This window comes from Caballeronia sp. LZ035 (genome assembly GCF_031451175.1).
Classification (GTDB): Bacteria; Pseudomonadota; Gammaproteobacteria; order Burkholderiales; family Burkholderiaceae; genus Caballeronia.
Genome location: NZ_JARUXS010000001.1, coordinates 51,623 through 75,619, shown reverse-complemented (window position 1 = coordinate 75,619; position 23,997 = coordinate 51,623). Strand labels below are relative to the sequence as shown.

The following is a 23,997-nucleotide window of genomic DNA, read 5'->3' as shown; positions in this document are numbered from 1 at the left end:
GATCGCATGAAACTCGTTATCGGTGACAAGCTCAATTCATCCTGGTCGATGCGTCCGTGGGTGCTGCTCACGCATTTCGGCATCCCGTTCGAGGAGACGCCGATCCGCCTGAACCAGCCCGACACGAAGGCGCAGATCCTGGCGCTTTCGCCGAATGGCCAGGTGCCGTGCCTCATCACCGATACGGGCGTCGCCGTGTGCGAATCGCTGGCGATTGCCGAGACGATTGCCGAGTTGCATCCGAAGCACGCGATGTGGCCGCGCGACGCCGACGCCCGCGCACGCGCCCGGAGCATCAGCGCGGAGATGCACGCGGGCTTCACGGACCTGCGCCAGAACATGCCGATGGACCTCTCACTGCACGCGCCAGTCACGGGCGCGACGCCGGGCGCGCTCGCCAACATCGCGCGCATCGAAGCCATCTGGGCCGAGTGTCTCGCGGCGTCGGGCGGGCCGTTCCTGTTTGGCGAATTCGGCATTGCGGACGCGATGTACGCGCCCGTCGTCATGCGTTTCAACTCCTATGCGCCGACGCTGAGCCAGACTTCGCTGGACTACGCGCGGCGCGTCACGGCATTGCCTGCGGTGGCCGCGTGGATCGGCGGCGCGCGCGAGGCGGCGCGATGAACATCTATGCGGTCGGCGGCGCGATCCGCGACGAACTGCTCGGCGTGCCGGTGGTGGATCGCGATTACGTCGTGGTGGGCGCGACGCCCGAGCAGATGGTCGCGCAGGGGTATCGGCCGGTCGGGCGGGATTTTCCGGTGTTCCTGCATCCCGAGACGCACGAGGAATACGCGCTCGCGCGCACCGAACGCAAGACGGCCGCCGGCTATCACGGCTTCCAGTTCTACTATTCGCCGGACGTGACGCTCGAAGAGGATCTCGCGCGGCGCGACCTCACCGTCAACGCCATGGCCCGCGAAGTCACGCCGGCGGGCGAACTGACGGGACCCGTCATCGATCCCTTCGACGGCCGCGCCGATCTCGCGAACAAGCTGTTCCGGCACGTGGGCGAGGCGTTTGTCGAGGACCCGGTGCGGATTCTGCGCGTGGGGCGTTTCGCCGCGCGTTTCGCCGATTTCAACGTCGCGCCCGAAACGGCCGCACTGATGCAGAAGATGGTCGCGGCCGGCGAAGTCGATGCGCTGGTGCCCGAGCGCGTGTGGCAGGAAGTGTCGCGCGGGCTGATGGAGAAAAAGCCGTCACGCATGTTCGAGGTGCTGCGCGGTTGCGGCGCGCTGGCGCGCATCCTGCCCGAGGTCGATGCGCTGTGGGGCGTGCCGCAGCGCGCCGACTATCACCCGGAGGTGGACACCGGCGTGCACGTGATGATGGTGCTCGACTATGCGGCGTCGCAAGGCTTCGCGCTGCCGGTGCGTTTCGCCGCGCTCACGCACGATCTCGGCAAGGCGACCACACCAGAAGACATCCTGCCGCGCCATCTCGGTCACGAAGGACGCAGCGTGGATCTGCTGCGTCCACTATGCGAGCGCCTGCGCGTGCCCAACGAATGCCGCGACCTGGCGGTGCTGGTCGCGCGCGAACACGGCAATATTCATCGCGTAATGGAGATGGGCGCGGCCGCGCTGGTGCGTCTGTTCGAACGCAGCGATGCGCTGCGCAAGCCGGCGCGTTTCGCTGAGGCCTTGCAGGCGTGCGTGGCCGACGCGCGCGGCCGGCTGGGACTCGACCGGCAACCGTATCCGCAGGCGGAGCGGTTGCGCGAGGCGCTCGTTGCGGCCCGTTCCGTCGATGCCGGCGCGGTCGCGCAACAGCACGCGGCCCAGCCGTCGAAGATCAAGGATGCGGTACACGACGCGCGGGTCGCCGCGGTGAAGGACGCGCTGGGCGTCTGACCGCCTGACTCAGAGTGCGCGCGCGATCAGCGAGAGCAGCACGGAGAGCAGCAGCGTCGACATGAAGGGAAAGGAATATTCCCGGCCGAAAAGCCGCAGCGTGAAGTCGCCCGGCAGCCGCCCGATGCCGAATTTCCTGAGCCAGGGCAGCGAGCCGGACAGGATCGCGAGCGCGATGAAGGTAGTCAGCAGCCAGCGGATCATGACGGATAAAAAATCATAGGGTATGACTTCGGTCGCCGGTGGCGAAGGCGTCGAGCGTGCCGGGAATGCCGCGCGAAAACGCGATCACCTTGAACAGCTCGCCCATTTCGGCCTCGGAGAGCAGTTTCTGCACGGCATTCGCGGCCGGCAGGAAACGCCGCACATCGGACGGATCCAGTTCGCCGAGCACATCGGTGACGCCCGCGTTCAACAGGAAGCGCGCCTGCGAGGTGAAGCCGAGCAGATCAGCGCCGGTCTCGACGCCGGCTTCCGCAATGCCCGTGAATTCCACGTGCGCGGTGATGTCCTGCAAGCCCGGATAGAGAAACGGTTCCGGATGCGCACGATGCCGGTAGTGACACATCAGCGTGCCGCTTGCGCGCTGCGCGTGATAGAACTCGCGGCGCGGAAACCCATAGTCGATAAAAAACGCCGCGCCGCGCACGAGCATCGTGCAGATGGTTTTCGTGAAGCCCAGCGCCGCTTCGTGCGTTTCCGTCACGTATTCGGCGAACGGTTCGTCGTTGGCGTCGTCGATGGCGGCGTCGATCAGTTCGACTTGTGCGTCCCGCGTGATCGGACGGTCGTCGAAGGCCAGGCGGTCGTTCAGCAGCACCACGCCACGCTCGTGCCATGCGCCGAGCTTGCGTGCGACGAGGCGTACGGGCATCGCGTCCAGCACCTCGTTGCCGATCACCACGCCCTCGAAGCTGTCCGGCAGTGAATCGAGCCATTTCACCTTCGCGGCGAGCCCGGGCGCTTCGCGCTCGATGGTTTCACGCTGACGCGCACGCAGTTCGCCGGAGAGATCGACGATGGCGTAGCTGTCGAAGTGAATGTCGAGATCGGCAAGGGCGTTCATCAGGCCCGCGGCGAGCTTGCCGGTGCCGGCGCCGAACTCCATCAGCTGGCGCGTGCCGCTTTGCTGCAACGCCTGCGCGACGGGACGGGCGAGCGTCGTGGCGAACAGCGGGGACAACTCGGGCGCGGTGACGAAGTCGCTGCCGTCTTCCCCGCGACGCCCGAATTTCATGGCGCCGCCGCTGTAATAGCCGAAACCGGGGGCGTACAACACCAGATCCATATAGCGATCGAACGGCAGCCAGCCGCCCGCAGCAGCGATGCGTTCGCGGATCAGCCCGGTCAGCGCTTCGGATTGCGCGAGCGCGTCGGCGCCCGGAGCAGGTAAACTATCGGATTGTCGAGCATTCGAGTTCATCCCCGTATTGTAAATGAGCGCTTCCACGCCGTTTTCTCCCGCTAACTCGCCGTCTTCCGGCGCCGCTCCCCGTTCCCGCGCCGTGCTCGTGACCGGCGCGGCGAAGCGGGTGGGGCGCGGCATCGCACTGGAATTCGCGCGACAGGGCTGGGACGTGGCGGTGCATTACGGCGGCTCGGAGCACGAAGCGCGCGAAACCGTGGCGCTGATCGAGGCACTCGGGCGGCGCGCAGTGGCGCTGAAGGCGGATCTCGGCGTTGAAGCCGAGGTCGCGCGGCTGGTGCCGGCGTGCGTCGAGGCGTTCGGCGGTCTGAACTGCGTGGTGAACTGCGCATCGCGCTTCGACGAAGACACCGCCGGCGATTTCCGCTACGCGAAACTGCTGGAGATGACCGCGATCAACGTCGCCGCGCCGCTCTTGCTCGCCCGCATGCTGCACGAGATCCTGCCGGACGCCGCGTCCGGCCGCGACGAACTGCGCGGCGTGGTCATCAACGTGCTCGACCAGAAGCTTTACAACATGAACCCGGATTACCTGTCGTACACGCTGACGAAAGCCGCGCTCGACAACGCCACGGTGGCGCTGGCGCAGGCGTTGGGGCCGAAGCTGCGCGTGGTGGGCCTGGCGCCGGGTTTGACGCTGATTTCCGCCGGGCAGACGCCCGCGACCTTCGAGGCGGCGCATCGCGTGACGCCGCTGAATCGCGCGTCGACGATGGAGGATGTCGCGCAGGCCGCGTGCTATCTCGCGAACGCGCACGGCGTGACCGGCACGACGCTCGTCGTCGATGGCGGCCAGCACCTCGTGCCGAGCCCGCGCGATGTGATGTACATGATCGGCGCGCAGAATCACTGACGCGCTCAACTTTTGGATGAAACCATGCTTGCCGCACTCTCGCACCCCCGGCTGACCGATTGCCGGCGGCTTTTTCTGCGCAACTACGAAGTGCGCATCAACATCGGTGTGCATGACTTCGAAAAGCGCGGCGAGCAACGCGTCGTGATCAACGTGGAGCTGTACGTGCCGCTCGCGCTGTCGACGCCCGTCGCGGACAAGCTGGCCGAAGTGGTCGATTACGACTTCATGCGCTCGACCATCGCGGAACGCGTGAAGCGCGGCCATATCCATCTGCAGGAAACCCTCTGCGACGACGTCGCCGCTGCCTTGCTGGCGCATCCGGACGTGCGCGCGGTGGCCGTGTCGACGGAAAAACCCGACGTCTATCCCGATTGCGACGCGGTGGGCGTCGAAGTCTTCCGTATCAAGGAGGAACTGGCATGAACGCGCGCGACACGCTCGAAACCGTAGCCGAAGCCAAGCCGGTCCGCGAGGCGCTGACGAAGCGCCAGCAAAAGGAAGCGTACGAGAACAACAAGCTGTACAAGCGCATCGTGCGGCAGGTCGGCGAGGCGATCGGCGACTTCAACATGATCGAGGAAGGCGACAAGGTCATGGTATGTCTGTCCGGCGGCAAGGACAGTTACGCGATGCTCGAAATCCTGATGCGCCTGCGCGAACGCGCGCCGATCAACTTCGACATCGTCGCCGTCAATCTCGACCAGAAGCAGCCGGGTTTTCCGGAGCACGTGCTGCCCGAATACCTGGCGAAGCTGGACATTCCGTTCCACATCGAGAATCAGGACACGTACAGCATCGTCAAGCGTCTGGTGCCGGAGGGCAAGACCACGTGCTCGCTGTGCTCGCGGCTGCGGCGCGGCATCCTGTACCGCGTGGCGGGCGAACTCGGCGCGACCAAGATCGCGCTTGGACATCATCGCGACGACATCCTGCAGACGCTGCTGCTCAACATGTTCTACGGCGGCAAGCTGAAGGGCATGCCGCCCAAGCTGCAATCCGATGACGGCAAGAACGTCGTGATCCGTCCGCTTGCTTATGTGAAAGAAACCGATCTCGAGAAATACGCGGAGTTGCGCGAATTTCCGATCATTCCGTGCAACCTGTGCGGCAGCCAGCCGAACCTGAAGCGCGCTGAAATGAAGGCGCTGATCCGGGAATGGGACAAGCGTTTTCCGGGGCGGATCGAGAACATGTTCAATGCGCTGTCCAATGTCGTGCCGTCGCATTTGATGGACAGCGCGCTGTTTCCGTTCGCCGGATTGCGCGCGACGGGCGAAGCGGATCCGCAGGGCGATATCGCCTTCGACGAAGAACCGTGCGCAAGCGAACCGTCAACATCGGCGGGCACCATTTCAATTGTGCAGTTCGACGACCTGTAACCGTTGTCGGAGCAGGATGCGGCGTGCCTTTCGCCGCATTGCATCAAGGAGCCGGATGCTATATTGGCGGCTCGCCACACCCAGCAAGGCTTCCCGGCATGAACATCGTGATTCTGGCTGCCGGCATGGGCAAGCGCATGCGCTCCGCCCGGCCGAAGGTACTTCATTCACTGGCGGGCAAGCCGCTGCTTTCCCATGTCATCGACACGGCGCGCACGCTTTCGCCGACGCGGCTCGTGGTCGTCGTCGGACATGGCGCCGACCAGGTCCGCGAAGCCGTCGGCGCGCCGGATGTGCAATTCGCGCTGCAGGACCGTCAGCTCGGCACGGGGCACGCCGTGCAGCAAGCCCTGCCGCTGCTCGATCCTTCGGTGGCCACGCTCGTGCTGTACGGCGATGTGCCGCTCACGCGCGCCAGCACGCTCGTACGCCTGATCGAAGCTGCGGGCGAGAACCGTTATGGCGTGTTGACGGTGGACGTCGGCGATCCGACCGGTTATGGGCGCATCGTGCGCGATGCATCCGGTTCGGTCCGCAAGATCGTCGAGCAGAAGGATGCGTCCGAAGAGGAACGCCGTATCGCGGAAATCAACACGGGCATCGTCGTGACGCCGACGCGCGCGCTCGAAGGGTGGCTCGCGTCGCTCAGGAATGACAACGCCCAAGGCGAGTTCTATCTGACCGATGTCGTCGAACGCGCGATCGAATCGGGCGTGGACGTCGTGACTGCCCAGCCGGACGCCGAATGGGAAACGCTCGGCGTGAACAGCAAAGTGCAGCTGGCCGAACTCGAACGAATTCATCAGCGCAACGTCGCGCACGCGCTGCTCGATGCGGGCGTGACGCTGCTCGACCCGGCGCGCATCGACGTGCGCGGCACGCTCGAATGCGGCGCGGATGTGTCCATCGACGTGAATTGCGTGTTCGAAGGGCGCGTGACGCTCGGCGACAACGTGACGATCGGCCCGAACTGCGTGATCCGCGATGCCGATATCGGCGCGGGCACGCGGGTGGATGCGTATACGCATATCGAAGGCGCCACGGCGGGCGCGAACGTGGTGCTCGGGCCGTATGCGCGGCTGCGGCCCGGCGCGCAGCTGGCGGATGAAGCGCACGTCGGCAACTTCGTCGAGGTGAAGAACGCGGTGCTCGGGCGCGGCTCGAAAGCGAACCACCTGACCTATATCGGCGATGCCGACATCGGTGCGCGCGTGAACATCGGCGCGGGCACGATCACCTGCAACTACGACGGCGCCAACAAGCATCGCACGGTGATCGGCGACGACGTGTTCGTCGGCTCCGATACCCAGCTCGTCGCGCCGGTGCGCGTGGGCAGCGGCGTGACGATCGCGGCCGGCACGACGGTGTGGAAGGACATCGGCGAGAACGAACTCGTGCTCAACGAAAAAACGCAAGTGAGCAAGACGGGCTATGTGCGCCCGGTCAAGAACAAGAACAAGTCGTAAGGCTGTCGGTTTGGCGCAGTCAGACGCGCGCGGCCCGATGCGCCGCGCTTTCACATACTGGTTTCAAAGGAAGAACGCCCATGTGCGGAATTGTCGGCGCGGTCGCGCAACGTAACATCGTCCCGGTGCTGGTCGAAGGGCTGCGCCGCCTCGAGTATCGCGGTTACGACTCGTGCGGGGTGGCCGTGCTGAGCCATGGCGAGCCGCGTCGCGCCCGCAGCGTCGCGCGCGTGTCCGACCTCGATGCACAAGTGCGCGATTCGAATCTCGTCGGCATGACCGGTATCGCGCACACGCGCTGGGCCACGCATGGCGCGCCCATCACGGACAACGCCCATCCGATCTTTTCGCGCGATACGGTGGCGCTGGTGCACAACGGCATCATCGAGAACTACGAGTCGCTGCGCGAGATGCTCAAGGGCAAGGGCTACGAGTTCGTCTCGCAGACGGACACCGAAGTCATCGCGCATCTGATCCACAGCATGTATCGCGGCGACCTGTTCCAGACCGTACGCGATGCGGTGAAGATGCTGCACGGCGCGTATGCGATCGCCGTGCTGCACAAGGACCAGCCGCATACGGTCGTGGGCGCGCGCCAGGGTTCGCCGCTCGTGGTCGGCGTGGGTCAGGGCGAGAATTTTCTCGCTTCCGATGCGCTGGCGCTCGCAGGCAGCACCGACCGCTTCGCGTTCCTCGAAGAGGGCGACGTGGTCGAGATCGGGCTGGAGGGCGTGAAGATCGTCGATCGCGAAGGTCTGCCGGCGGCGCGTGAAGTGCGCACGGTGACGGCGTATGGCGGCGCGGTGGAACTCGGGCCGTACCGTCATTTCATGCAGAAGGAAATCTTCGAGCAGCCGCGCGCGATCACCGACACGATTCCGCAAGCCGATCACTTCGATCCGGTGCTGTTCGGCGAAGGGGCGGGCGACGTGTTCGCGGGCATCGACAGCATTCTCATTCTGGCGTGCGGCACGAGCAGCTATGCGGGTCTGACGGCGAAGTACTGGCTCGAATCGATCGCGAAGATTCCGACGCAGGTCGAGATTGCCAGCGAGTACCGCTATCGCGAATCGGTGCCGAATCCGAAGGCGCTGGTCGTGGTGATCTCGCAGTCGGGCGAAACCGCCGATACGCTTGCGGCGCTCAAGCATGCGCAGTCGCTCGGACACAAGCACACGCTCGCCGTGTGCAACGTGGCGACGAGCGCGATGGTGCGCCAGACCGAGCTCGCGTTCTTGACGCATGCGGGCACGGAGATCGGCGTGGCATCGACGAAGGCGTTCACGACGCAGCTCGTCGCGCTGTTCGTGCTGGCGGTGACGCTGGCGAAGATGCGCGGGCGCGTCGATGCGAAGCAGGAGGCGGCCTATTTCGCGCAGCTGCGCCATTTGCCGGCGGCGCTGAACAGCGTGCTGGCGCTGGAGCCGCAGATCATCGCGTGGTCGGAGGACTTCGCGCGCAAGGAAAATGCGTTGTTCCTCGGGCGCGGGCTGCATTATCCGATCGCGCTTGAGGGTGCGTTGAAGCTCAAGGAGATTTCATATATCCACGCCGAGGCGTATCCGGCGGGCGAGCTCAAGCATGGGCCGCTCGCGCTGGTGACTGAAGCGATGCCGGTGGTGACGGTCGCGCCGAATGACGCGCTGCTGGAGAAGCTCAAGTCGAACATGCAGGAAGTGCGGGCGCGGGGCGGCGAGCTGTATGTGTTCGCCGATGCGGATACGCGGATTGTCAGTCAGGACGGGATTCATGTGATCCGCATGCCGGAGCACTATGGGGCGCTGTCGCCGATTCTTCATGTGGTGCCGTTGCAGTTGCTGGCTTATCACACGGCGTGTGCGCGCGGGACGGATGTGGATAAGCCGAGGAATTTGGCGAAGTCGGTTACGGTGGAGTGAAGGGGGGCGGACGACCTTGTGTGTCGTTCGCAAAAAAACGAAAGCGTCCCTCATCCCGTGCGGCAAACAGCGTCCTTCAAAGGGAGCGATCTCGCCTGCAAACTCTCATGGGAAAGAACAGCGCACGCTCTCAGTGACGGGATGATTTACAAGCCTCGGGCGTCATGACTGCACGGCAGTCATGACGAAGCCTTCCACTTCTGGTGGAAAGAGCCACCACACTGCTCTCGGGGCAGGCTTCAATAGCCGGCACGCGCTTCCAGCGCCACCATTCTCACCGCCTCCCTCCGCTTGGTCGTCAAAAGATCAGCAACGCCTCACCGCAGCATCACGCCCGCATGGACTCTTCGATTTGCTCGAAGCGTAATCATGGACCTTCGAAGCGTCCATGAATCCTCGGGCATGCGGATAGCGATTCTCTTCCAGCCTGGCGCACATGGATCCAGTGACAACCCACCGCATCATTTCGCGCCTGCGAAGCGCTCGAAGATTGCATGCTTCGGGTCTCTGCCTGAGCGGACTGGTATAGCTGTCATCCATCCTCTTCGCGCATCCACATCGAGCCTATAAACGGGCTCTTACATAACGAACTGGATGATCCACCATCCACACCCTCCTTAAAAAACGTTTCATCGAACATCGGCTTTCCGCCCATTCGAGCATGACTAATCTTCTCCCGTCACCTGATGCAAACAGGTGTCGACACCCACAGCAAGGCTGTGAACTTCTGGAGAAGAAGCATGAAGCATGTTCCCGCGTTCCTCGGTGGCCTGGCCCTCGCGTTGGCGAGCTTCTCGGCGATCGCCGCCACGCCCCATCTCACTCAGGCCGAATGCCACGACTACCCGTTCGCCAAGCTCACGAAGGAAGTGACGCACCGGCAACTCATGCAGGAGATGAGCGAGCTCGAAGCAGTCGGCTATGAGCCCTCCGGCGACGATGCCGACTACCCACACGACCTGCACGTTGCGGAGCGCAAGCTGCACCAGGAATTCAAGCGTGATTGCATGCGTCCTGCGGTGGCCGGCACGCCGGCGCCGACTAGTTCGAGTGTCAACTGAACCCCTGCCAGGATGCTCAATTTCTCTTCATGAAACATTCGACGCCGCGACGTCACCGAAGCCATACGCTTGCTCTCGCGGCCTCGAAACCAGAAAGCCATGTTCATCGTCGGCACACGGAACCTGATCAACCGCGGATACCGCCTTGTGCCATGATGGAAAATCCACAAGATCCCGGACGCGCCAGCGGTCCGTCTCCGAGTGGTGCTTTCCCCAGAGAAACAATGGCAATCCGCGTACTCACCATTGAAGACGACCCGCTGACAGGCACGGAAATCGCGAGTGAACTCAGCAAGGCCGGGCTGGACGTGGAGTGGGTCGACAACGGCACAGAGGGCCTGGCTCGCGCGGTTGGCGGCGGCTTCAACCTCATCATGCTGGACCGGATGCTGCCGGGCGTCGATGGCCTCGCCATTCTGACAACGCTGCGCACCCTCGGAATCGACACACCGGTTCTCATGCTGAGTGCGCTCGGTGACGTTGACGAACGCATCCGCGGGCTGCGCGCCGGCGGCGACGACTACCTCACCAAGCCGTTCGACCGGGACGAACTGGTCGCGCGGCTCGAAGTCCTGCTGCGGCGCCAGAAGGAGTCGCCGGTACAGACAGCGACTCGCCTGCAAGTCGGTCCCCTTGCGCTGAATCTGATTTCGCGAACCGTCACTCGCGACGGCATCGGGATCACGCTGCTTCCCACCGAGTATCGAATCCTCGAATTCCTCATGCGGCACGCAGGCCAGACCATCACGCGGACCATGCTGTTCGAAGCAGTCTGGGGTTATCACTTCGACCCGGGAACCAATCTCATCGATGTGCATATGGGACGCCTGCGCAAGAAGCTGGATGCACCGGGCATGCAGCAACTCATTCAGACCGTGCGTGGCTCGGGGTATGTTCTCATCGACCCGTAACCCCTCCCAGGACGTGCCGTCCGCCGCCATCAAGGTGTCCACGCCGATCCAGGTTGGCAAAGGCTGGCACACGACGACCTTCAAGTGGCTCTCCATCTATGGCGTCATTTTCTCGCTGTCCTTCATGTTGCTGGCGGGCTTGCTCGGTTGGACAGTGACCGATCGCATGCAAGCGGATAGCGACAGACTCCTGCATTGGCAGATGTACTACTTCGAATCCATCCCGAACCAGGACATGCCGCTCGCCATCCTTCGGCGACTCGAAGGCGAGCGCATGCATGTGAGCTATTTCGGCTTGTTTTCTGCCGATGGCGCGAGAATCGCCGGCGACATCCAGTCTCTTCCGCGTGCGCTGAAGCTCGACGAAAGTGGCCATACGCTGCGCGACCAACTCACGGTGCGCGGCGAACACAGTCCGAAAGTGGTCCGGGCAGCCGGCGTTCGCCGGCCCGACGGCACGATCCTCGTGATTGCACGCGACTGGACCTCCTTGCTGCACGTCCGCGCGGTCGCCATCAAAGCGCTGGTCACGGGCGGTGTGCTGTTCCTGGTCCTCAGCATCGCCACAGGCGTCTTGCTGAGCGTGCGACAGATGCGGCGCGTTCGCGACATCCGACGAGTCACGCAACGCATCGCCGAGGGTGACCTGAATCAGCGCTTGCCCATCGGCGGCCGCGATGAGCTCGATATGCTTTCGCATCTGGTCAATCACATGCTTGACGACATCGAACGCCTGATGACCGAAGTGAAGGATGCATGCGACGGCATCGCCCACGACTTGCGTACGCCGCTGTCGCACATCCGGATGCTGCTGGGAAACCTGGCGCTGCATTCGAAAGGGAAGCAGGAAACCAGGCACTTGATCGAGGAAGCCTGCTATGAGACGGACCGATTGCTCGACCGGTTTCGAGCGATGCTGCGGATCTCCGAAATCGAGTCGTTGAAACGTCGAAGTGGTTTCGCATCGGTCGACCTCGGATCACTGGTCGCGGAACTCGATGATCTGTACGGTCCGCTGGCGGAAGACCGCGGCATACGCTGGACCGTCAATGTCCTGCCGACAGACACGGTCCACGGTGACCGCGCCCTGTTGTTCGAAGCGTTCGGCAACCTCCTCGACAACGCCATCAAATTCACGCCACAGGGCGGCCAAGTCCACATCGCGTTGAGCCAGGCCTCCCAGGGCCCGAAGCTCGTCATCAGCGACACGGGTCCAGGCATTCCGGAATGGGAGCGAGAGGCGGTCCTCACGCGCTTCTACCGCGCCGACAAGTCGAGGCATATTCCCGGCTCGGGGCTCGGCCTCAGTATCGTCACGGCGGTCATGCACATCCACGACTTCATGCTGCGGGTCGGTCCCCACGAGGCGCCGGCGTCCACGGGGACCTCCATGACGGTCGAGTGCTGGCCTCACGCACTGGACTGACGGTGCCTTCATGCGCATCCTTCTGATATCGCCCGCTCGCACGGAATGTGCGTTCCTTGGCAAGGCGCTTCGGGAAAGCGCGCACAGCGTTCAATCGACGGATGACCTTCGTGATGGACTCTATCTCGGCTCCCTTGAGCCGTTCGACGCCGTGCTCGCGGTGGCCATCGACGAGAACGCATCCAGAAGCCTCGACGGCCTTCTGCCTGCGTTCGCGAAGCTGCCCGGTTCGCCTGCCGTCATCGTCATCATGAGCGATGTCACGGCGCGAGAACGCGCCAAAGCCCTTCGCGCCGGCGCCGATGCGTGTTTCGTCACGCCGTACTCGATCATGGAGCTGCAGGAAAGAATGCGTGCCCTGCGACGCGGCACCACTGCGGCGACCCGGGATCCAGCGGGCCGCCAGACCATCCGGCTTGAGTCCGCGACGCGTGAGCTTGTCGAGGGAAAGCGGCGGATCTGCATCGGCAAAAGAGAGTTCCTGCTTGTCGAATGCTTGCTGCGGCAGGCCAATCTTCCGGTGCCTCGCGACGAACTCATCCGGTACGCATGGCCGGAGAAGGAGTCGGTCGACCCCGCGAGCGTGAACCTGATCGTCGCGCGCCTTCGAAAGAAGCTGGAAGCGCATGGTTTCGCGGCGCAGCTGGACACCGTCAATCGCTACGGCTACCAACTGCGCGCGTGGTGAGCTTCGACCTGGCAGTCCCCGCTTCTTAGCTGCCAAAGTACGGCACGCAAAAGGAAGGCGGTCCCACGCAGGCGTTGGAGTCTGTCTGAGCCGTGGCGCACCCGGCCAGGATGCTGACGACAAGAAACAGACCGCCCAGCGAACACGCTCGTCGAACTCGGTTTGCCATGTCATTCAACCATGCCAATACAGAGTACGGTCGAGATGCTGGAGTTGACCGTTCTGTTCCGCTTGAACCAGCTCTTGATAGACCTGGGCGCGCGTCTTCGGTTGGATCTTTTGGATCCTTGAGTCTCCACCTTGTGTCGTAGGCGAAGCCTGCACCGACGCCGGTGCCGGTGCCGATTGCGCATGGCACGAAAAACTTGCGGCGCCGGCTGCGAGCGCGATGACGATGGGAATGCCTTTCATGTCGGACTCCATTTCAATGAACGGGAACCGGGCAACGCGGTTTCGGTGTGTGCCCGTTGAAACAGGATATTCAGACGGGTTAGTCGAAACGGCATCAAAAGATGAAAGTCCGTTCATGACGGCGGCGGCCGTGCCGAGAGTCTCGATGTCCCAAGCGGTGTGCGCGATATAGGCATGGAAAAGCGCGCTATCCATCGCGGATGACGCGCTCTTGTCCATCAACCACGCCGAAGGCTCAGAAGCGGTGAAGCAATGAAACGCGATAAACCATCTGGTTGCCGCTCATCGACGGCCCCGCCGAACGTTCGATGTCGGCATTGTCGAACGCCAGGCCCGCGTCGCCGTCGACATGCTGATAGGAACCGTCCACGTAGACCGAGGTACGCTTGCTGATGTCGTAATCGAGTATCACGGATACCTGGTTCCATCTCGACGTGGTGTGGCCGGTTGTGGTTGCTACCTGCGCGGTCGTAAAGGTGTAGGCCGCGCCCAACCATAAATCAGGCTTGACGTAGTACTTCCCGTTGATCTCGTAGTTGTCGAACTTCCACGAGTTCTGCGTGCCGGCTCCCGGCTGCGTCTGGAAGAAGGAATTGGCCGAAGGGTTGTACACATCAACGTGGGAGTAGGCGAGCGACACGACTGCCTCGTTCGGGAACGTGTACGAGAGGCCGGCATCGATGTTCTGCTGCGAGCGCGCCGCAAAAACGCCTGTAACCGTTGAAACCGCGCCAGTTGCCGTTGCTCTGCCGCCGTTCGTCTTCATATAGGCAAGCGCTGCCGAAATCGAGCCCATCCGGTATGAGCCAGCCGCGCTGTATACCCGGTCGTCAGCAAATCCTCCCGCTTGATTGCTGAAGCCGTACATGGCCTCGCCGGTGAAGCCGGCCACGGTCGGCGATACGTACTTGACGGAGTTATGGATGCTGTAATCCCAGGCAGCGTTGTCGTTACCGAACGGGTGCGCGGACATGTCGCCCATCATGCTGCCCGCTGACGTGAAGGGGCTCCACAGGTCGGCTGTCGGGTCGTACTGCACGCCCATCGTGAGCGTACCCAGCCGTCTCGACGACAGGCCGACATTCGCCTGACGCCCGAATGCGGCACCGCCCTGAGTCAGTAGCCCGTTGTTCACATCGAATCCGCTTTCCAGGCGGAAGATCGCCGAGAGTTCGTCCCTGAGGTCTTCGCTGCCGTGGATACCCCAACGGGTGCCCCGGGTGTAGCCGCTCGCCATCTGATAAGCGCGATGGCCGTTGGCGTTATTCGTGAAATCCAGACCCTCGTCAATCAGGCCGTATAGCGTGACGCTGCTTTGCGCATGAGCCGTACCGCACGTCAACAAAGCGGGCAGCGCGCCCGCCAATATGGCTTTCTTCATCGTTCTCTATTCCGAGCAAGAGATGGGGTTTGGTGCGCGACTGTCGAAACGCGGAGGGCGCGTACGAACCGGTCTGCTGAGCGCGGAGGCAGATTAAAGAACGCCCGGTCATCGATGTTTTGAATTCCGGGAAGACTGATTTTCAGAAAATGGTGATGCGCGACGAGTCGAATTCGGTGCATCGAACAGGGATCCGTGCGCGACGCGAAACATTAAGAACTCTTCATGTTTTTCGGGCGATCCACGCACCGGCGGATCCGTAGTCTTTCCAGACCGACAGCAGGCAAGGCGCCTGTCTGGATGGGTGGTCCACTCCCCGGAGAGATTCATGAAAAAGCTCGTGCAGGTCATCGCTGCTGTCGCAACGACCGCCGCTATCGTTCCCGCAATCGCCCAGACCGTTGCGCCTCAGGCGCAGGGTGCCGGCGTTGCAGCCACGCAACCGGCAGATAGGACATCGGATGACGGCCAACCGGACAGCAGTCCGGGAATCACGCGCGCACAGGTTTATCGGGATCTCGTGCATGCGCAGCAGGATGGTCAACTCACCCGTCTCAACCGAACCGTCTACGCCCATCACTGATGGTCGGCGTGCATGAGTCAACGCAAGGAAAGAAGACGTGAACCAGCTACAGGCAATGCGCGTGTTCATGCGGGTAGTGGAGCTCGCCAGCTTCAGCGCCGCCGCGCGACAGCTTGGAATGTCGGGCGCCGCCGTGTCGCGCAGCGTGATGACACTGGAGGCGCACTTGAACCTGCGTCTCATCAATCGTTCGACCCGGCACCTGTCTCTGACCGATGCCGGACAGCGCTATATGGAAGGCTGCAAGGAAGTCATCGATCGACTCGACACGATGGAGGCAAGCCTCGTTCGCTCGACCCGCGATCTCAACGGAATCCTGCGCGTTTCCACGCCAAGCACCTTTGCCGTATCGGGGTTGTGCAGCCTGCTCGCCGCCTATCGCAATGCCCATCCCAAGGTGAGCTTCGAGGTCACCACCACCGACGCTGCGGTGTCCCTCATCGAAGGCGGCTTCGACGTCGGCTTCTCTGACGCGCCTCACATGCCCGATTCCACGCTCGTCTCTCGCCAGCTTCGCTCGTTCAAGCGGATCGTCGTCGCGTCGCCGAGGTACTTGCAGAAGCACGGCACGCCGGCCACCCCCGCGGAGCTCTCGCTGCATCACCTTCTGACGACCACCCACAGCGCGGACAAGGCATGGCGATTCACGGTTGAAGGCGAGGTCATGCGCATCCCCACGAGTGCGGCGCTGCAAGCCTCGTGTCACGCCACGGTGCATTCGGCCGCGCTGGCGAACATGGGGATTGCGATTCTGCCCGCACCGCTTGTCGAGCATGATCTGGCCAGGGGTCATCTGCTGCCCATCCTCAGCCAGTATGAGATTGTCGACGGCCACCGTCAGGTCTCCATCCTGTACACGAGCCGAACCTACCTGTCCGCGAGGGTGCGGCACTTCATCGAATTTGTCGTCGACCAGTATCGCCCCGCGTATCCCCCACCTGTCATGCGGGAAGCCGCCTGAGAGAACGCCTCCATGTACAAGGTCCTGTCCATCGAGGACGACGAACGCATGGTGGAGGAACTGCGGCGCGCATTGCCCGATCCGCGTTACCACCTTCAGGTTGCGCACTCGGGGCAAGAGGGGATGGCAATGGCCGTCGATCTTTCATTCGACATCGTCACGCTCGACAGGCTGCTGCCCGACCTCGACGGCCTGCAGGTGTTGACGGCCATGCGCGGCATCGGCATGAACACGCCCGTCCTGATCATCAGTTCACTGGACGAAGCCGACGAACGCGTTCGCGGACTGCGCGCCGGTGGCGACGATTACATGGCCAAGCCATTCACTCACGACGAGGTGCAGGCGCGCGTCGATGCCTTGCTGCGCCGAGGCGCGGTGCGAGCGGGTCAAACGATCCTGCGAGCGAACGGTATCGAGCTCGACCTGCTTCGCCGCCATGCGCGCTACCACGGCAAGGCCCTGGTCCTCCAGCCGACCGAGTTCCGTGTCCTGGAATTCATGATGCGTCACGCCGGACTCATCCTCACGCGCACGATGATCTTCGAGGGCGTGTGGGGCTGCCGATTCGACCCCGGCACGAACCTCATCGACGTCCATATCGGACGACTGCGCAAGAAGATCCAGGATTGTTGCGGCCTCTCGATGCTCAAGACCATCCGTGGAGCGGGCTACATGCTCGACGACGGCTGCTGAGCATGGCGGGTCTGCGAAGGCGTGAAACCTGAAGAAGATTTCACGGTTCCTGGCATCAGCTGTTAGCAGACCGGCGACACACTCTCTCACCAGTGCTGTCAAGCGTTCAATTCGGAGCAGTCTCCCTGTGCTGAAAATAGTCCGGCTGGCCCTTGCCCGGCCCTACACGTTCATCGTGTTGGCGCTGTTGATCCTCATCATCGGTCCGCTGTCCCTGCTGCGGACCCCGACGGATATCTTTCCTGACATCCGCATTCCCGTCATCAGCGTGGTGTGGAGTTATGCAGGCCTCCAGCCCGACGATATGGCCGGCCGCATCGTGACGTATTACGAGCGTTCAATCGGCACGACGGTCAATGACATTCAGCACATCGAGTCTCAGTCGTTTCGCGGCTACGGCATCGTGAAGATTTTTTTCCAGCCCACGGTCGATATCCGTACCGCAACGGCGCAAGTCACGTCGCTCTCGCAGACCGTGCTCAAGCAGATGCCTCCCGGCATCACGCCGCCCCAGATCCTCAACTACAACGCGTCGACGGTCCCGGTCATTCAGATTGCCCTGACCAGCGACGCGCTCAATGAGCAGCAGATCGCCGACTACGCGAACAACTTCATTCGGCCCGCGTTGTTGAGCGTTCCGGGTGTCGCCATTCCGACGCCCTACGGCGGCAAGGTGCGCGAAGTTCAGATTGACCTGAATCCGCAAGCCTTGCAATCCGATGGTCTGTCGGCGGTCGATGTGGCGAACGCGCTCGCGCGGCAGAATCAGATGATTCCGGCGGGCACGGAAAAGCTGGGGGATGTTGAGTACGACGTCACCCTGAACAACAGCCCGCTTGCCATCGACGAGCTGAACAATCTGCCTGTCAGGACGGTCGGCGGCGCGACCATCCGGATGGGCGATGTAGCGCATGTCCGCGACGGCTTCCCGCCGCAGACCAACGTCGTGCGGCTCGACGGTCATCGCGCCGTGTTGATGAGCGTGTTGAAGAACGGCTCCGCCTCGACGCTCGATATTGTCGCCGGGGTCAAGGCGAAGCTCCCGCTCATCGAGCAGATGCTGCCGCCCGGTTTGAAGTTCATCACGCTAGGCGATCAGTCCGTGTTCGTGAAGGGCGCGGTGAGCGGCGTCGCGCGCGAGGGCATCATCGCTGCCGCGCTGACTTCGCTGATGATTCTTCTGTTCCTCGGCAGCTGGCGCTCGACGCTCATCATTGCGTCATCGATTCCGCTTGCCGTGCTGGCTGCCATCGCAGGGCTGTCCGCGATGGGCGAGACGCTCAACGTGATGACGCTGGGCGGCCTGGCGCTCGCGGTGGGTATCCTCGTCGATGATGCGACGGTGACCATCGAGAACATCAACTGGCACGTCGAACATGGGAAGCCGGTTCGCCAGGCGATTCTCGACGGTGCGGCCCAGATCGTCGGGCCGGCGCTTGTCTCGCTGCTCTGCATCTGTATCGTGTTCGTGCCGATGCTGATGCTGAACGGCATTGCGCGCTTTCTCTTCGTGCCGATGGCGGAGGCCGTGATCTTCGCGATGGTCGCGTCGTTCATCCTGTCGCGAAGCTTCGTCCCGATGATGGCGCGGTACCTGCTCAAACCGCACGTTCACGGTGAGCAACATCGGCCCACCCGCAATCCGCTGGTCGTATTCCAGCGTGGTTTCAATCGTCGCTTCGCGCGAGTCCGCGATGTGTATCGCGCGGTACTGCACACCGCGCTGACGTCGCGGAAGCCGTTCGTCATCGGCTTCATGGCCGTGGTGGCGGTGTCGTTCGGTCTTGCGCCCTTCCTCGGCCGCAATTTCTTTCCCGATATCGATTCAGGCGAAATCGCGCTGCATGTCCGCGGGCCGGTCGGCTTGCGCATCGAACAGACCGCCGCGCTGTTCGACCATGTCGAGGGGACCATTCGCCGAACCATTCCACCGGACCAGTTGAAGAGCATGGTGGACAACATCGGCCTGCCGGTCAGCGGTATCAACCTGACGTACAACAACAGTGGCACGACAGGATCAGCGGATGGCGACATCCTCATTTCGCTCGACGAGAACCATGACCCGACTGCGCATTATGTGAAGACGCTGCGCGAATTGCTTCCCCGCGCCTATCCCGGCGTGACCTTCTCGTTCCTGCCCGCGGACATCATTTCGCAGATCCTGAACTTCGGCGCACCGGCGCCGCTGGATATCCAGGTGGCCGGCCCCAATCAACCCGGCAACCTGGTCTTTACGCGCGCGTTGCTCAAGCGGGTCACGCGTGTCCCGGGTGTCGCCGATGCGCGCATTCAGCAAGCGGTGAACTATCCGCAGTTCTCCATTGCGGTCGACCGAACGCGAGCCGACCAGCTCGGCATCACCGAGCAGGATGTGACCAACGCGGTGGTGGCCAATCTGTCCGGCACCAGTCAGGTGGCGCCGGCTTACTGGCTCAACCCGAAGAACGGCGTGAGCTACCCGATTGTCGCGCAGACGCCGCAGTACCTGATGAACTCGCTGGAATCGCTCGACAACATGATGGTCACCGGGGCCGACGGACGCTCGCAGATTCTCGGCGGCCTCGCCACGGTGCAGCGCGGCATCGGCGACGCGGTCGTCTCGCACTACGACATCCAGCCGCTCTACGACATCTACGCCACGCCGCAGGGAAGCGACCTCGGTGCCGTCGCCACGAAGATCGATACCGTTGTCCACCAGATGCAAGGCCAGTTGCCGAAGGGCTGCAAGGTCACCGTTCGCGGTCAGGTCCAGACCATGAATACGGCATTCAGCGGACTCGGCTTCGGCTTGGCCGGGGCCATTTTGCTGATCTACCTGCTCATCGTCGTCACCTTCCACTCGTGGGCCGACGCGTTCGTGATCGTGACGGCGCTGCCCGCCGCCCTCGCCGGCATCGTGTGGATGCTTTTCATGACCTGCACGCCGCTCTCGGTTCCGGCACTAACGGGCGCGATTCTCTGCATGGGCGTGGCCACGGCGAACGCGATTCTCGTGGTGAGCTTTGCGCGGGAGCGTCTTGCACACGGGAGCGAGCCGGTTCTTGCCGCGATGGAAGCCGGCGCGACGCGCTTCCGCCCGGTGCTGATGACCGCGCTCGCGATGATCATCGGAATGCTGCCGATGGCGCTGGGCCTGGGCGATGGCGGCGAGCAGAACGCACCGCTCGGCCGGGCCGTAATAGGCGGCCTGATTTGCGCGACGGTGGCGACGCTGCTCTTCGTGCCGGTCGTGTTCAGCATCATCCATCGCAACGACACACCTTCCCGCACATCTCTTCCTTCCGATACCGAGGCAACGCATGTCCATTGAAACCAGCGGCCCGCCGCACGAGCATGGCCTGAAGAAACTGCGTCATCTCAGACTCCTCTGTTTCGGGGCGCTGCTGGTCGCGGCGGGTGTGGCGGTGGAAGGCATCGTCAGCCGCATGCACGCCGATCAGGCGCTCACGAGCTGGACCGATGCGCAAGCCATCCCGACTGTCCGCGTCGTGACACCGCAAGTGCCCAGGCGCACCGATGACGTGGAGCTGCCCGGCCGGCTCGACGCATATGTCAATGCGCCTATCTATGCCCGAGTGTCGGGTTACCTGCATGCCTGGTACGCCGACATCGGAACGCACGTGAAAGCAGGGCAATTGCTCGGGCTGATCGACACCCCCGATCTTGATCAACAGCTTCAACAAGCGCGTGCCGACCTCGCGAAAGCCGTCGCCAACGAGAAGCTTGCCGCGACGACCGCGCATCGCTGGACCCGGATGCTCGCGCAGGATTCGGTGTCGCAACAAGCCACGGACGAGAAGACGGGCGATCTCGCCGCAAAGGAAGCCACCGTGGAGGCAAGCCGCGCCAACGTGGCTCGCCTCGAAGCGCTCGAGTCGTTCAAGCGCATCACAGCGCCGTTCGATGGCGTGGTGACCGCGCGCAAGACCGATGTCGGCGCGCTCATCAACGCGGGCGGCGGCGCCGGGCCCGAGCTCTTCGCCGTCACCGACGCGCACAAGCTGCGCGTCTATGTCAACGTGCCGCAAAGCGATGCGGCAGCCATCCAGCGCGGCCTGACCGCCACGCTCACCGTGCCGGAGCGCCCGGGCAAAACGTTCAAGGCGCATCTCGTCGACAGCAACGATGCCATCTCACCGCAGTCGGGAACCATGCTGGTGCAGTTGTCGGTCGACAATGCGGACGGCCAGCTGATGCCCGGCGAGTATGCACAGGTTCGCTTCGCGCTGCCGAGCGACGGCCACGCGTTGCTGGTGCCGGCGAGCGCGCTGATCTTCCGCACCGACCACGTCCAGCTCGCCGTGCTGGGCGCGCAGAACTGCATTCACCTGCGCGACGTGAAGATTGCAACCGACCTTGGCAGCACGGTGCTCATCGGCTCCGGTCTTCAGCCGGATGACCGCGTGGTCGACAATCCGCCCGACGCGCTGGCCGATGGCGATCGGGTACATCGGGCTGTCGAGAGGATGGCCGCGTCGGAGGGCAAGCATGCTTAAGCGCGGCATTGCCGCATGCGTGGCCGCGGGCGTGTTGAGCGCGTGTTCGTTTGCCCCGGTCTACCATGCGCCGGAAACCGCCATCCCCACGCGTTTCAAGGAAGCGGGGCCGTGGCGGACGGCGAAGCCAGCAGACCGCATCGCGCGGGACGGCTGGTGGAAGATATACGAGGACCCGGTGTTGAACCAGCTGGAGGCCAGGGTCGACCAGGCGAATCCGGATGTCGCCGCAGCAGTTGCGCGGCACGACGAGGCGGAAGGGTTCGTCCAGCAGGCGCGCTCCGGCTTGTTTCCGACGATCGGCTCGGAGGCGTCAGTCTCACGGCAACGTCAGTCCGACAACCGGCCCTTGCGCGGCGCGAACGAGCCTTCGGTGTACGACGCCTCCCACTTCGATGTCGGTATGGGCTATGACCTCGACCTGTGGGGCAAGGTCCGCAATGAAGTGAAAGCAGGACGGGCGAACGAGCAGGCGAGCGCCGACGATTTGCAATCGTTACGCTTGAGTCTGCAGGCCAGTCTCGCCGATGACTATTTCCAGCTTCGCGGGCTCGATGAACGCACGAAGCTGCTGCACGAGACGATGGTCACGTACCAGGCAGCCTTGAAGCTGACGGAGAGCCGGCACGCCGGCGGCCTCGCGTCGGGGATCGACGTTTCGCGGGCCCGGACGCAGCTGGCTTCAGCGAGGGCGGCCGTCGATGACACGGCGGCCCGCCGCGCCTTGCTCGAGCATGCCATCGCCACGCTCACGGGCACGCCGGCGTCGGATTTCACGCTCGCGAGCGCGACACCCGACTACGTCGTTCCGCGGATACCGGTCGGCGTGCCTTCGCAACTCCTGCAACGTCGGCCCGACATCGCAGCCGCCGAGCGACGCGTGGCCGCCGCGAACTCGAACATCGGCGTGGCGAAAGCGGCTTTCTTCCCGGATATCTCGCTTGGACTCGACGCTGGCTACCAGAGCAACAACTTCTCACCGTTGCTGGCCGCACCCGACGAGATCTGGTCCATCGGACCGCAGCTTCTGTTCACGCTGTTCGATGGCGGCAGGCGAACTGCCGCGGTGGCCGTTGCACGCGCGAAGCTCGCGGAGAATGGCGCCAAATACCGCGAGACCGTGCTTGCCGCATTCCAGCAAGTCGAAGACGACCTCGCTTTGCTGCACCACCTCGGTGACGCGTCCCGAAACGAAGACGAGGCCCTCGCTTCGGCGCAATCGACGCTGGCGCTCGCGATGTCTCGTTACCGGGATGGAGCCGTGAGCTATCTGAATGTCGTGACGGCGCAGACCGCCGAGCTCGATGCGCAAATCGCGTCGGTGGACCTGCGCACCCGACGGTTGACGGCCTCCGTGGGCCTGATTCAGGCCTTGGGCGGCGGCTGGGCCTAGGCCACGAACCACGCGGCCGTTCCTTCATGCGCTTCAGGTTTGCCAGAGCTCGTCGGCATCTCACTCCATCCCATCGGCCCCACAGATCCTTCCCGCCGCGACATCCCAGACCGAATCCGGCGGAATATCCCGAAACTGATCAGGCGACCCCGGCTCGCTCACCACCGGCTCACCGTCCGCGCCATACCCCGTGTAGTCGCTGGTGGCGATCCGCTTGCCCGCACAATCGATCGACCATCGTTCCATCCCTTTTACCTGCACGTGGCCGTTCAATTCCTTGTAGGGCGGCTTGCCTTCGAAGCGCACCCATACCCGGCTGATCGGCCCGCCGACAAAGCTCGATGCATCGGCGAACAGATCGAACGACGGGTTCGACGCAATCAGCCTCCAGTCCGAAGCCGCCGCCGGGCTTGCCACCAGCGCGATAAACGCCGCGGCCATCGCGCGGTTGATGCCCGCTGTCAGGTTCCGTTTCACGTGAATGTGCTCAAATCGGATGATTGCGTGACTTTATCCCAGGACGCCCCGTTGCCCGACCACCCGGATTCTTTCCCGATACGCCTCGCCACCGTGTCCGAGCGCGGCCGCGCGCTGTTCATCGACTCGCTGTGGTGGACGCTCATCGCGCTGTTCGTGCCGCTCGGACCCTCGCTCGACACGATGCCGCTGTCACCCGACGCGCTCGCGGCCGACATGATCCTCTGGCTGATGCTCGCGCAATGCGTTCCGATACTGATCACCGGCGTGCTGTGGGCCGTCTGGGGCACGACGCCGGGGAAGCATGTGCTGAAGCTGCGGATCGTCGATGCGGACAGCGGCGAGCCGATGACGCTGCACCAGTCCATGCTGCGCACCTTCGGCTATCTGCTGACCTTTGCCATGTTCGGCGCAGGCTTTCTCTGGATCTGGTTTAATCCGCGCAAGCAGGCTTTGCATGACCGCATCGCCAACACGGTCGTCGTGACGGGCCGGACGCGCATTGACAACCCCATTCACTGACGGGCGATCCATCCGGCAGAAGCAGCAAGCGTGTACTGTTCTACTCGGGCGACGAAACCGGACGCCCAAGGCTGACATCTCGCGGCCGATGCCCGCCTGATGCAGTTTTC

23 protein-coding genes are annotated in these 23,997 nt (G+C 63.4%); 18 read left to right on the top strand and 5 right to left on the bottom strand.

Going from position 1 to position 23,997, the window contains the following annotated elements; genetic code table 11:
* The first annotated feature begins 6 nt into the window (after positions 1 to 6).
* Positions 7 to 627 (top strand): glutathione S-transferase family protein, encoded by a 621-nt coding sequence (locus tag QCE88_RS00380; RefSeq protein ID WP_309898195.1) that lies wholly within the window; start codon positions 7 to 9, stop codon positions 625 to 627.
* Positions 624 to 1,859: a multifunctional CCA addition/repair protein gene (locus QCE88_RS00375; RefSeq protein ID WP_309898193.1), complete on the top strand. Its 1,236-nt coding sequence runs from the start codon at positions 624 to 626 to the stop codon at positions 1,857 to 1,859. The genes QCE88_RS00380 and QCE88_RS00375 overlap by 4 nt, the downstream gene beginning before the upstream one ends.
* Before the next feature lie 9 nt (positions 1,860 to 1,868).
* On the opposite strand, the gene QCE88_RS00370 is transcribed toward QCE88_RS00375, so the two are convergent.
* Together QCE88_RS00370 and QCE88_RS00365 are read right to left on the bottom strand one after the other, a co-directional pair.
* The gene (locus QCE88_RS00370) at positions 1,869 to 2,063 is read right to left on the bottom strand and encodes a DUF2905 domain-containing protein (protein ID WP_309829443.1); all 195 of its coding nucleotides are present in this window, start codon (positions 2,061 to 2,063) and stop codon (positions 1,869 to 1,871) included.
* A 13-nt stretch (positions 2,064 to 2,076) separates the two neighbouring features.
* A complete protein-coding gene (locus QCE88_RS00365; protein WP_309903290.1) occupies positions 2,077 to 3,282 on the bottom strand; it encodes an SAM-dependent methyltransferase in 1,206 nt (401 codons plus the stop codon).
* 13 nt (positions 3,283 to 3,295) lie between these two features.
* On the opposite strand from QCE88_RS00365, the gene QCE88_RS00360 reads away from it, so the two are divergent.
* The 9 genes from QCE88_RS00360 (at position 3,296) to QCE88_RS00320 (ending at position 12,970) form a co-directional block, all read left to right on the top strand.
* Positions 3,296 to 4,138: an SDR family oxidoreductase gene (locus QCE88_RS00360; RefSeq protein ID WP_309898190.1), complete on the top strand. Its 843-nt coding sequence runs from the start codon at positions 3,296 to 3,298 to the stop codon at positions 4,136 to 4,138.
* Positions 4,139 to 4,162: 24 nt separating this feature from the next.
* Positions 4,163 to 4,564, top strand: coding sequence for a dihydroneopterin aldolase (locus QCE88_RS00355; RefSeq protein ID WP_309898188.1), 402 nt, complete (start codon positions 4,163 to 4,165; stop codon positions 4,562 to 4,564).
* On the top strand, positions 4,561 to 5,520 hold the full coding sequence (gene ttcA / locus QCE88_RS00350; protein ID WP_309898187.1) for a tRNA 2-thiocytidine(32) synthetase TtcA: 960 nt from the start codon (positions 4,561 to 4,563) through the stop codon (positions 5,518 to 5,520). Before QCE88_RS00355 ends, ttcA begins: the two co-directional genes overlap by 4 nt.
* A gap of 98 nt (positions 5,521 to 5,618) precedes the next feature.
* On the top strand, positions 5,619 to 6,986 hold the full coding sequence (glmU, locus tag QCE88_RS00345) for a bifunctional UDP-N-acetylglucosamine diphosphorylase/glucosamine-1-phosphate N-acetyltransferase GlmU (RefSeq protein ID WP_309898184.1): 1,368 nt from the start codon (positions 5,619 to 5,621) through the stop codon (positions 6,984 to 6,986).
* An 80-nt stretch (positions 6,987 to 7,066) separates the two neighbouring features.
* Positions 7,067 to 8,884, top strand: coding sequence for a glutamine--fructose-6-phosphate transaminase (isomerizing) (gene glmS / locus QCE88_RS00340; RefSeq protein WP_309898182.1), 1,818 nt, complete (start codon positions 7,067 to 7,069; stop codon positions 8,882 to 8,884).
* Between the two features lie 740 nt (positions 8,885 to 9,624).
* A complete protein-coding gene (locus QCE88_RS00335; protein ID WP_309898181.1) occupies positions 9,625 to 9,945 on the top strand; it encodes a DUF4148 domain-containing protein in 321 nt (106 codons plus the stop codon).
* Between the two features lie 230 nt (positions 9,946 to 10,175).
* On the top strand, positions 10,176 to 10,856 hold the full coding sequence (locus QCE88_RS00330) for a response regulator transcription factor (protein WP_309903288.1): 681 nt from the start codon (positions 10,176 to 10,178) through the stop codon (positions 10,854 to 10,856).
* A 124-nt stretch (positions 10,857 to 10,980) separates the two neighbouring features.
* The gene (locus QCE88_RS00325) at positions 10,981 to 12,282 is read left to right on the top strand and encodes a sensor histidine kinase (protein WP_409018098.1); all 1,302 of its coding nucleotides are present in this window, start codon (positions 10,981 to 10,983) and stop codon (positions 12,280 to 12,282) included.
* 10 nt (positions 12,283 to 12,292) lie between these two features.
* Positions 12,293 to 12,970, top strand: coding sequence for a response regulator transcription factor (locus QCE88_RS00320; protein WP_309898177.1), 678 nt, complete (start codon positions 12,293 to 12,295; stop codon positions 12,968 to 12,970).
* 174 nt (positions 12,971 to 13,144) lie between these two features.
* Here the strand turns inward: QCE88_RS00320 and QCE88_RS42025 are convergent, their stop codons facing one another.
* On the bottom strand, positions 13,145 to 13,600 hold the full coding sequence (locus QCE88_RS42025) for a DUF4148 domain-containing protein (protein ID WP_409017990.1): 456 nt from the start codon (positions 13,598 to 13,600) through the stop codon (positions 13,145 to 13,147).
* A 16-nt stretch (positions 13,601 to 13,616) separates the two neighbouring features.
* Entirely contained in the window at positions 13,617 to 14,762 is a 1,146-nt protein-coding gene (locus QCE88_RS00310; RefSeq protein ID WP_309898175.1) for a porin, read from the bottom strand.
* Between the two features lie 328 nt (positions 14,763 to 15,090).
* On the opposite strand from QCE88_RS00310, the gene QCE88_RS00305 reads away from it, so the two are divergent.
* The 6 genes from QCE88_RS00305 (at position 15,091) to QCE88_RS00280 (ending at position 22,888) form a co-directional block, all read left to right on the top strand.
* The gene (locus QCE88_RS00305; protein ID WP_309898173.1) at positions 15,091 to 15,345 is read left to right on the top strand and encodes a DUF4148 domain-containing protein; all 255 of its coding nucleotides are present in this window, start codon (positions 15,091 to 15,093) and stop codon (positions 15,343 to 15,345) included.
* Between the two features lie 37 nt (positions 15,346 to 15,382).
* Positions 15,383 to 16,306, top strand: a complete 924-nt coding sequence (locus tag QCE88_RS00300) for a LysR family transcriptional regulator (RefSeq protein WP_309898171.1) — start codon at positions 15,383 to 15,385, stop codon at positions 16,304 to 16,306.
* Positions 16,307 to 16,318: 12 nt separating this feature from the next.
* A complete protein-coding gene (locus QCE88_RS00295) occupies positions 16,319 to 16,999 on the top strand; it encodes a response regulator transcription factor (RefSeq protein WP_309898169.1) in 681 nt (226 codons plus the stop codon).
* Positions 17,000 to 17,126: 127 nt separating this feature from the next.
* The gene (locus QCE88_RS00290) at positions 17,127 to 20,309 is read left to right on the top strand and encodes an efflux RND transporter permease subunit (protein WP_309898167.1); all 3,183 of its coding nucleotides are present in this window, start codon (positions 17,127 to 17,129) and stop codon (positions 20,307 to 20,309) included.
* A complete protein-coding gene (locus tag QCE88_RS00285) occupies positions 20,299 to 21,495 on the top strand; it encodes an efflux RND transporter periplasmic adaptor subunit (RefSeq protein WP_309898165.1) in 1,197 nt (398 codons plus the stop codon). Before QCE88_RS00290 ends, QCE88_RS00285 begins: the two co-directional genes overlap by 11 nt.
* Positions 21,488 to 22,888, top strand: coding sequence for an efflux transporter outer membrane subunit (locus QCE88_RS00280; RefSeq protein ID WP_309898163.1), 1,401 nt, complete (start codon positions 21,488 to 21,490; stop codon positions 22,886 to 22,888). Before QCE88_RS00285 ends, QCE88_RS00280 begins: the two co-directional genes overlap by 8 nt.
* Before the next feature lie 60 nt (positions 22,889 to 22,948).
* Here QCE88_RS00280 and QCE88_RS00275 read toward each other — a convergent pair whose 3' ends face one another.
* Entirely contained in the window at positions 22,949 to 23,365 is a 417-nt protein-coding gene (locus QCE88_RS00275; protein ID WP_309898161.1) for a surface-adhesin E family protein, read from the bottom strand.
* Between the two features lie 27 nt (positions 23,366 to 23,392).
* Between QCE88_RS00275 and QCE88_RS00270 the strand changes: the two genes are divergently transcribed.
* The gene (locus QCE88_RS00270) at positions 23,393 to 23,887 is read left to right on the top strand and encodes an RDD family protein (RefSeq protein ID WP_309898159.1); all 495 of its coding nucleotides are present in this window, start codon (positions 23,393 to 23,395) and stop codon (positions 23,885 to 23,887) included.
* Positions 23,888 to 23,997: the final 110 nt, after the last annotated feature.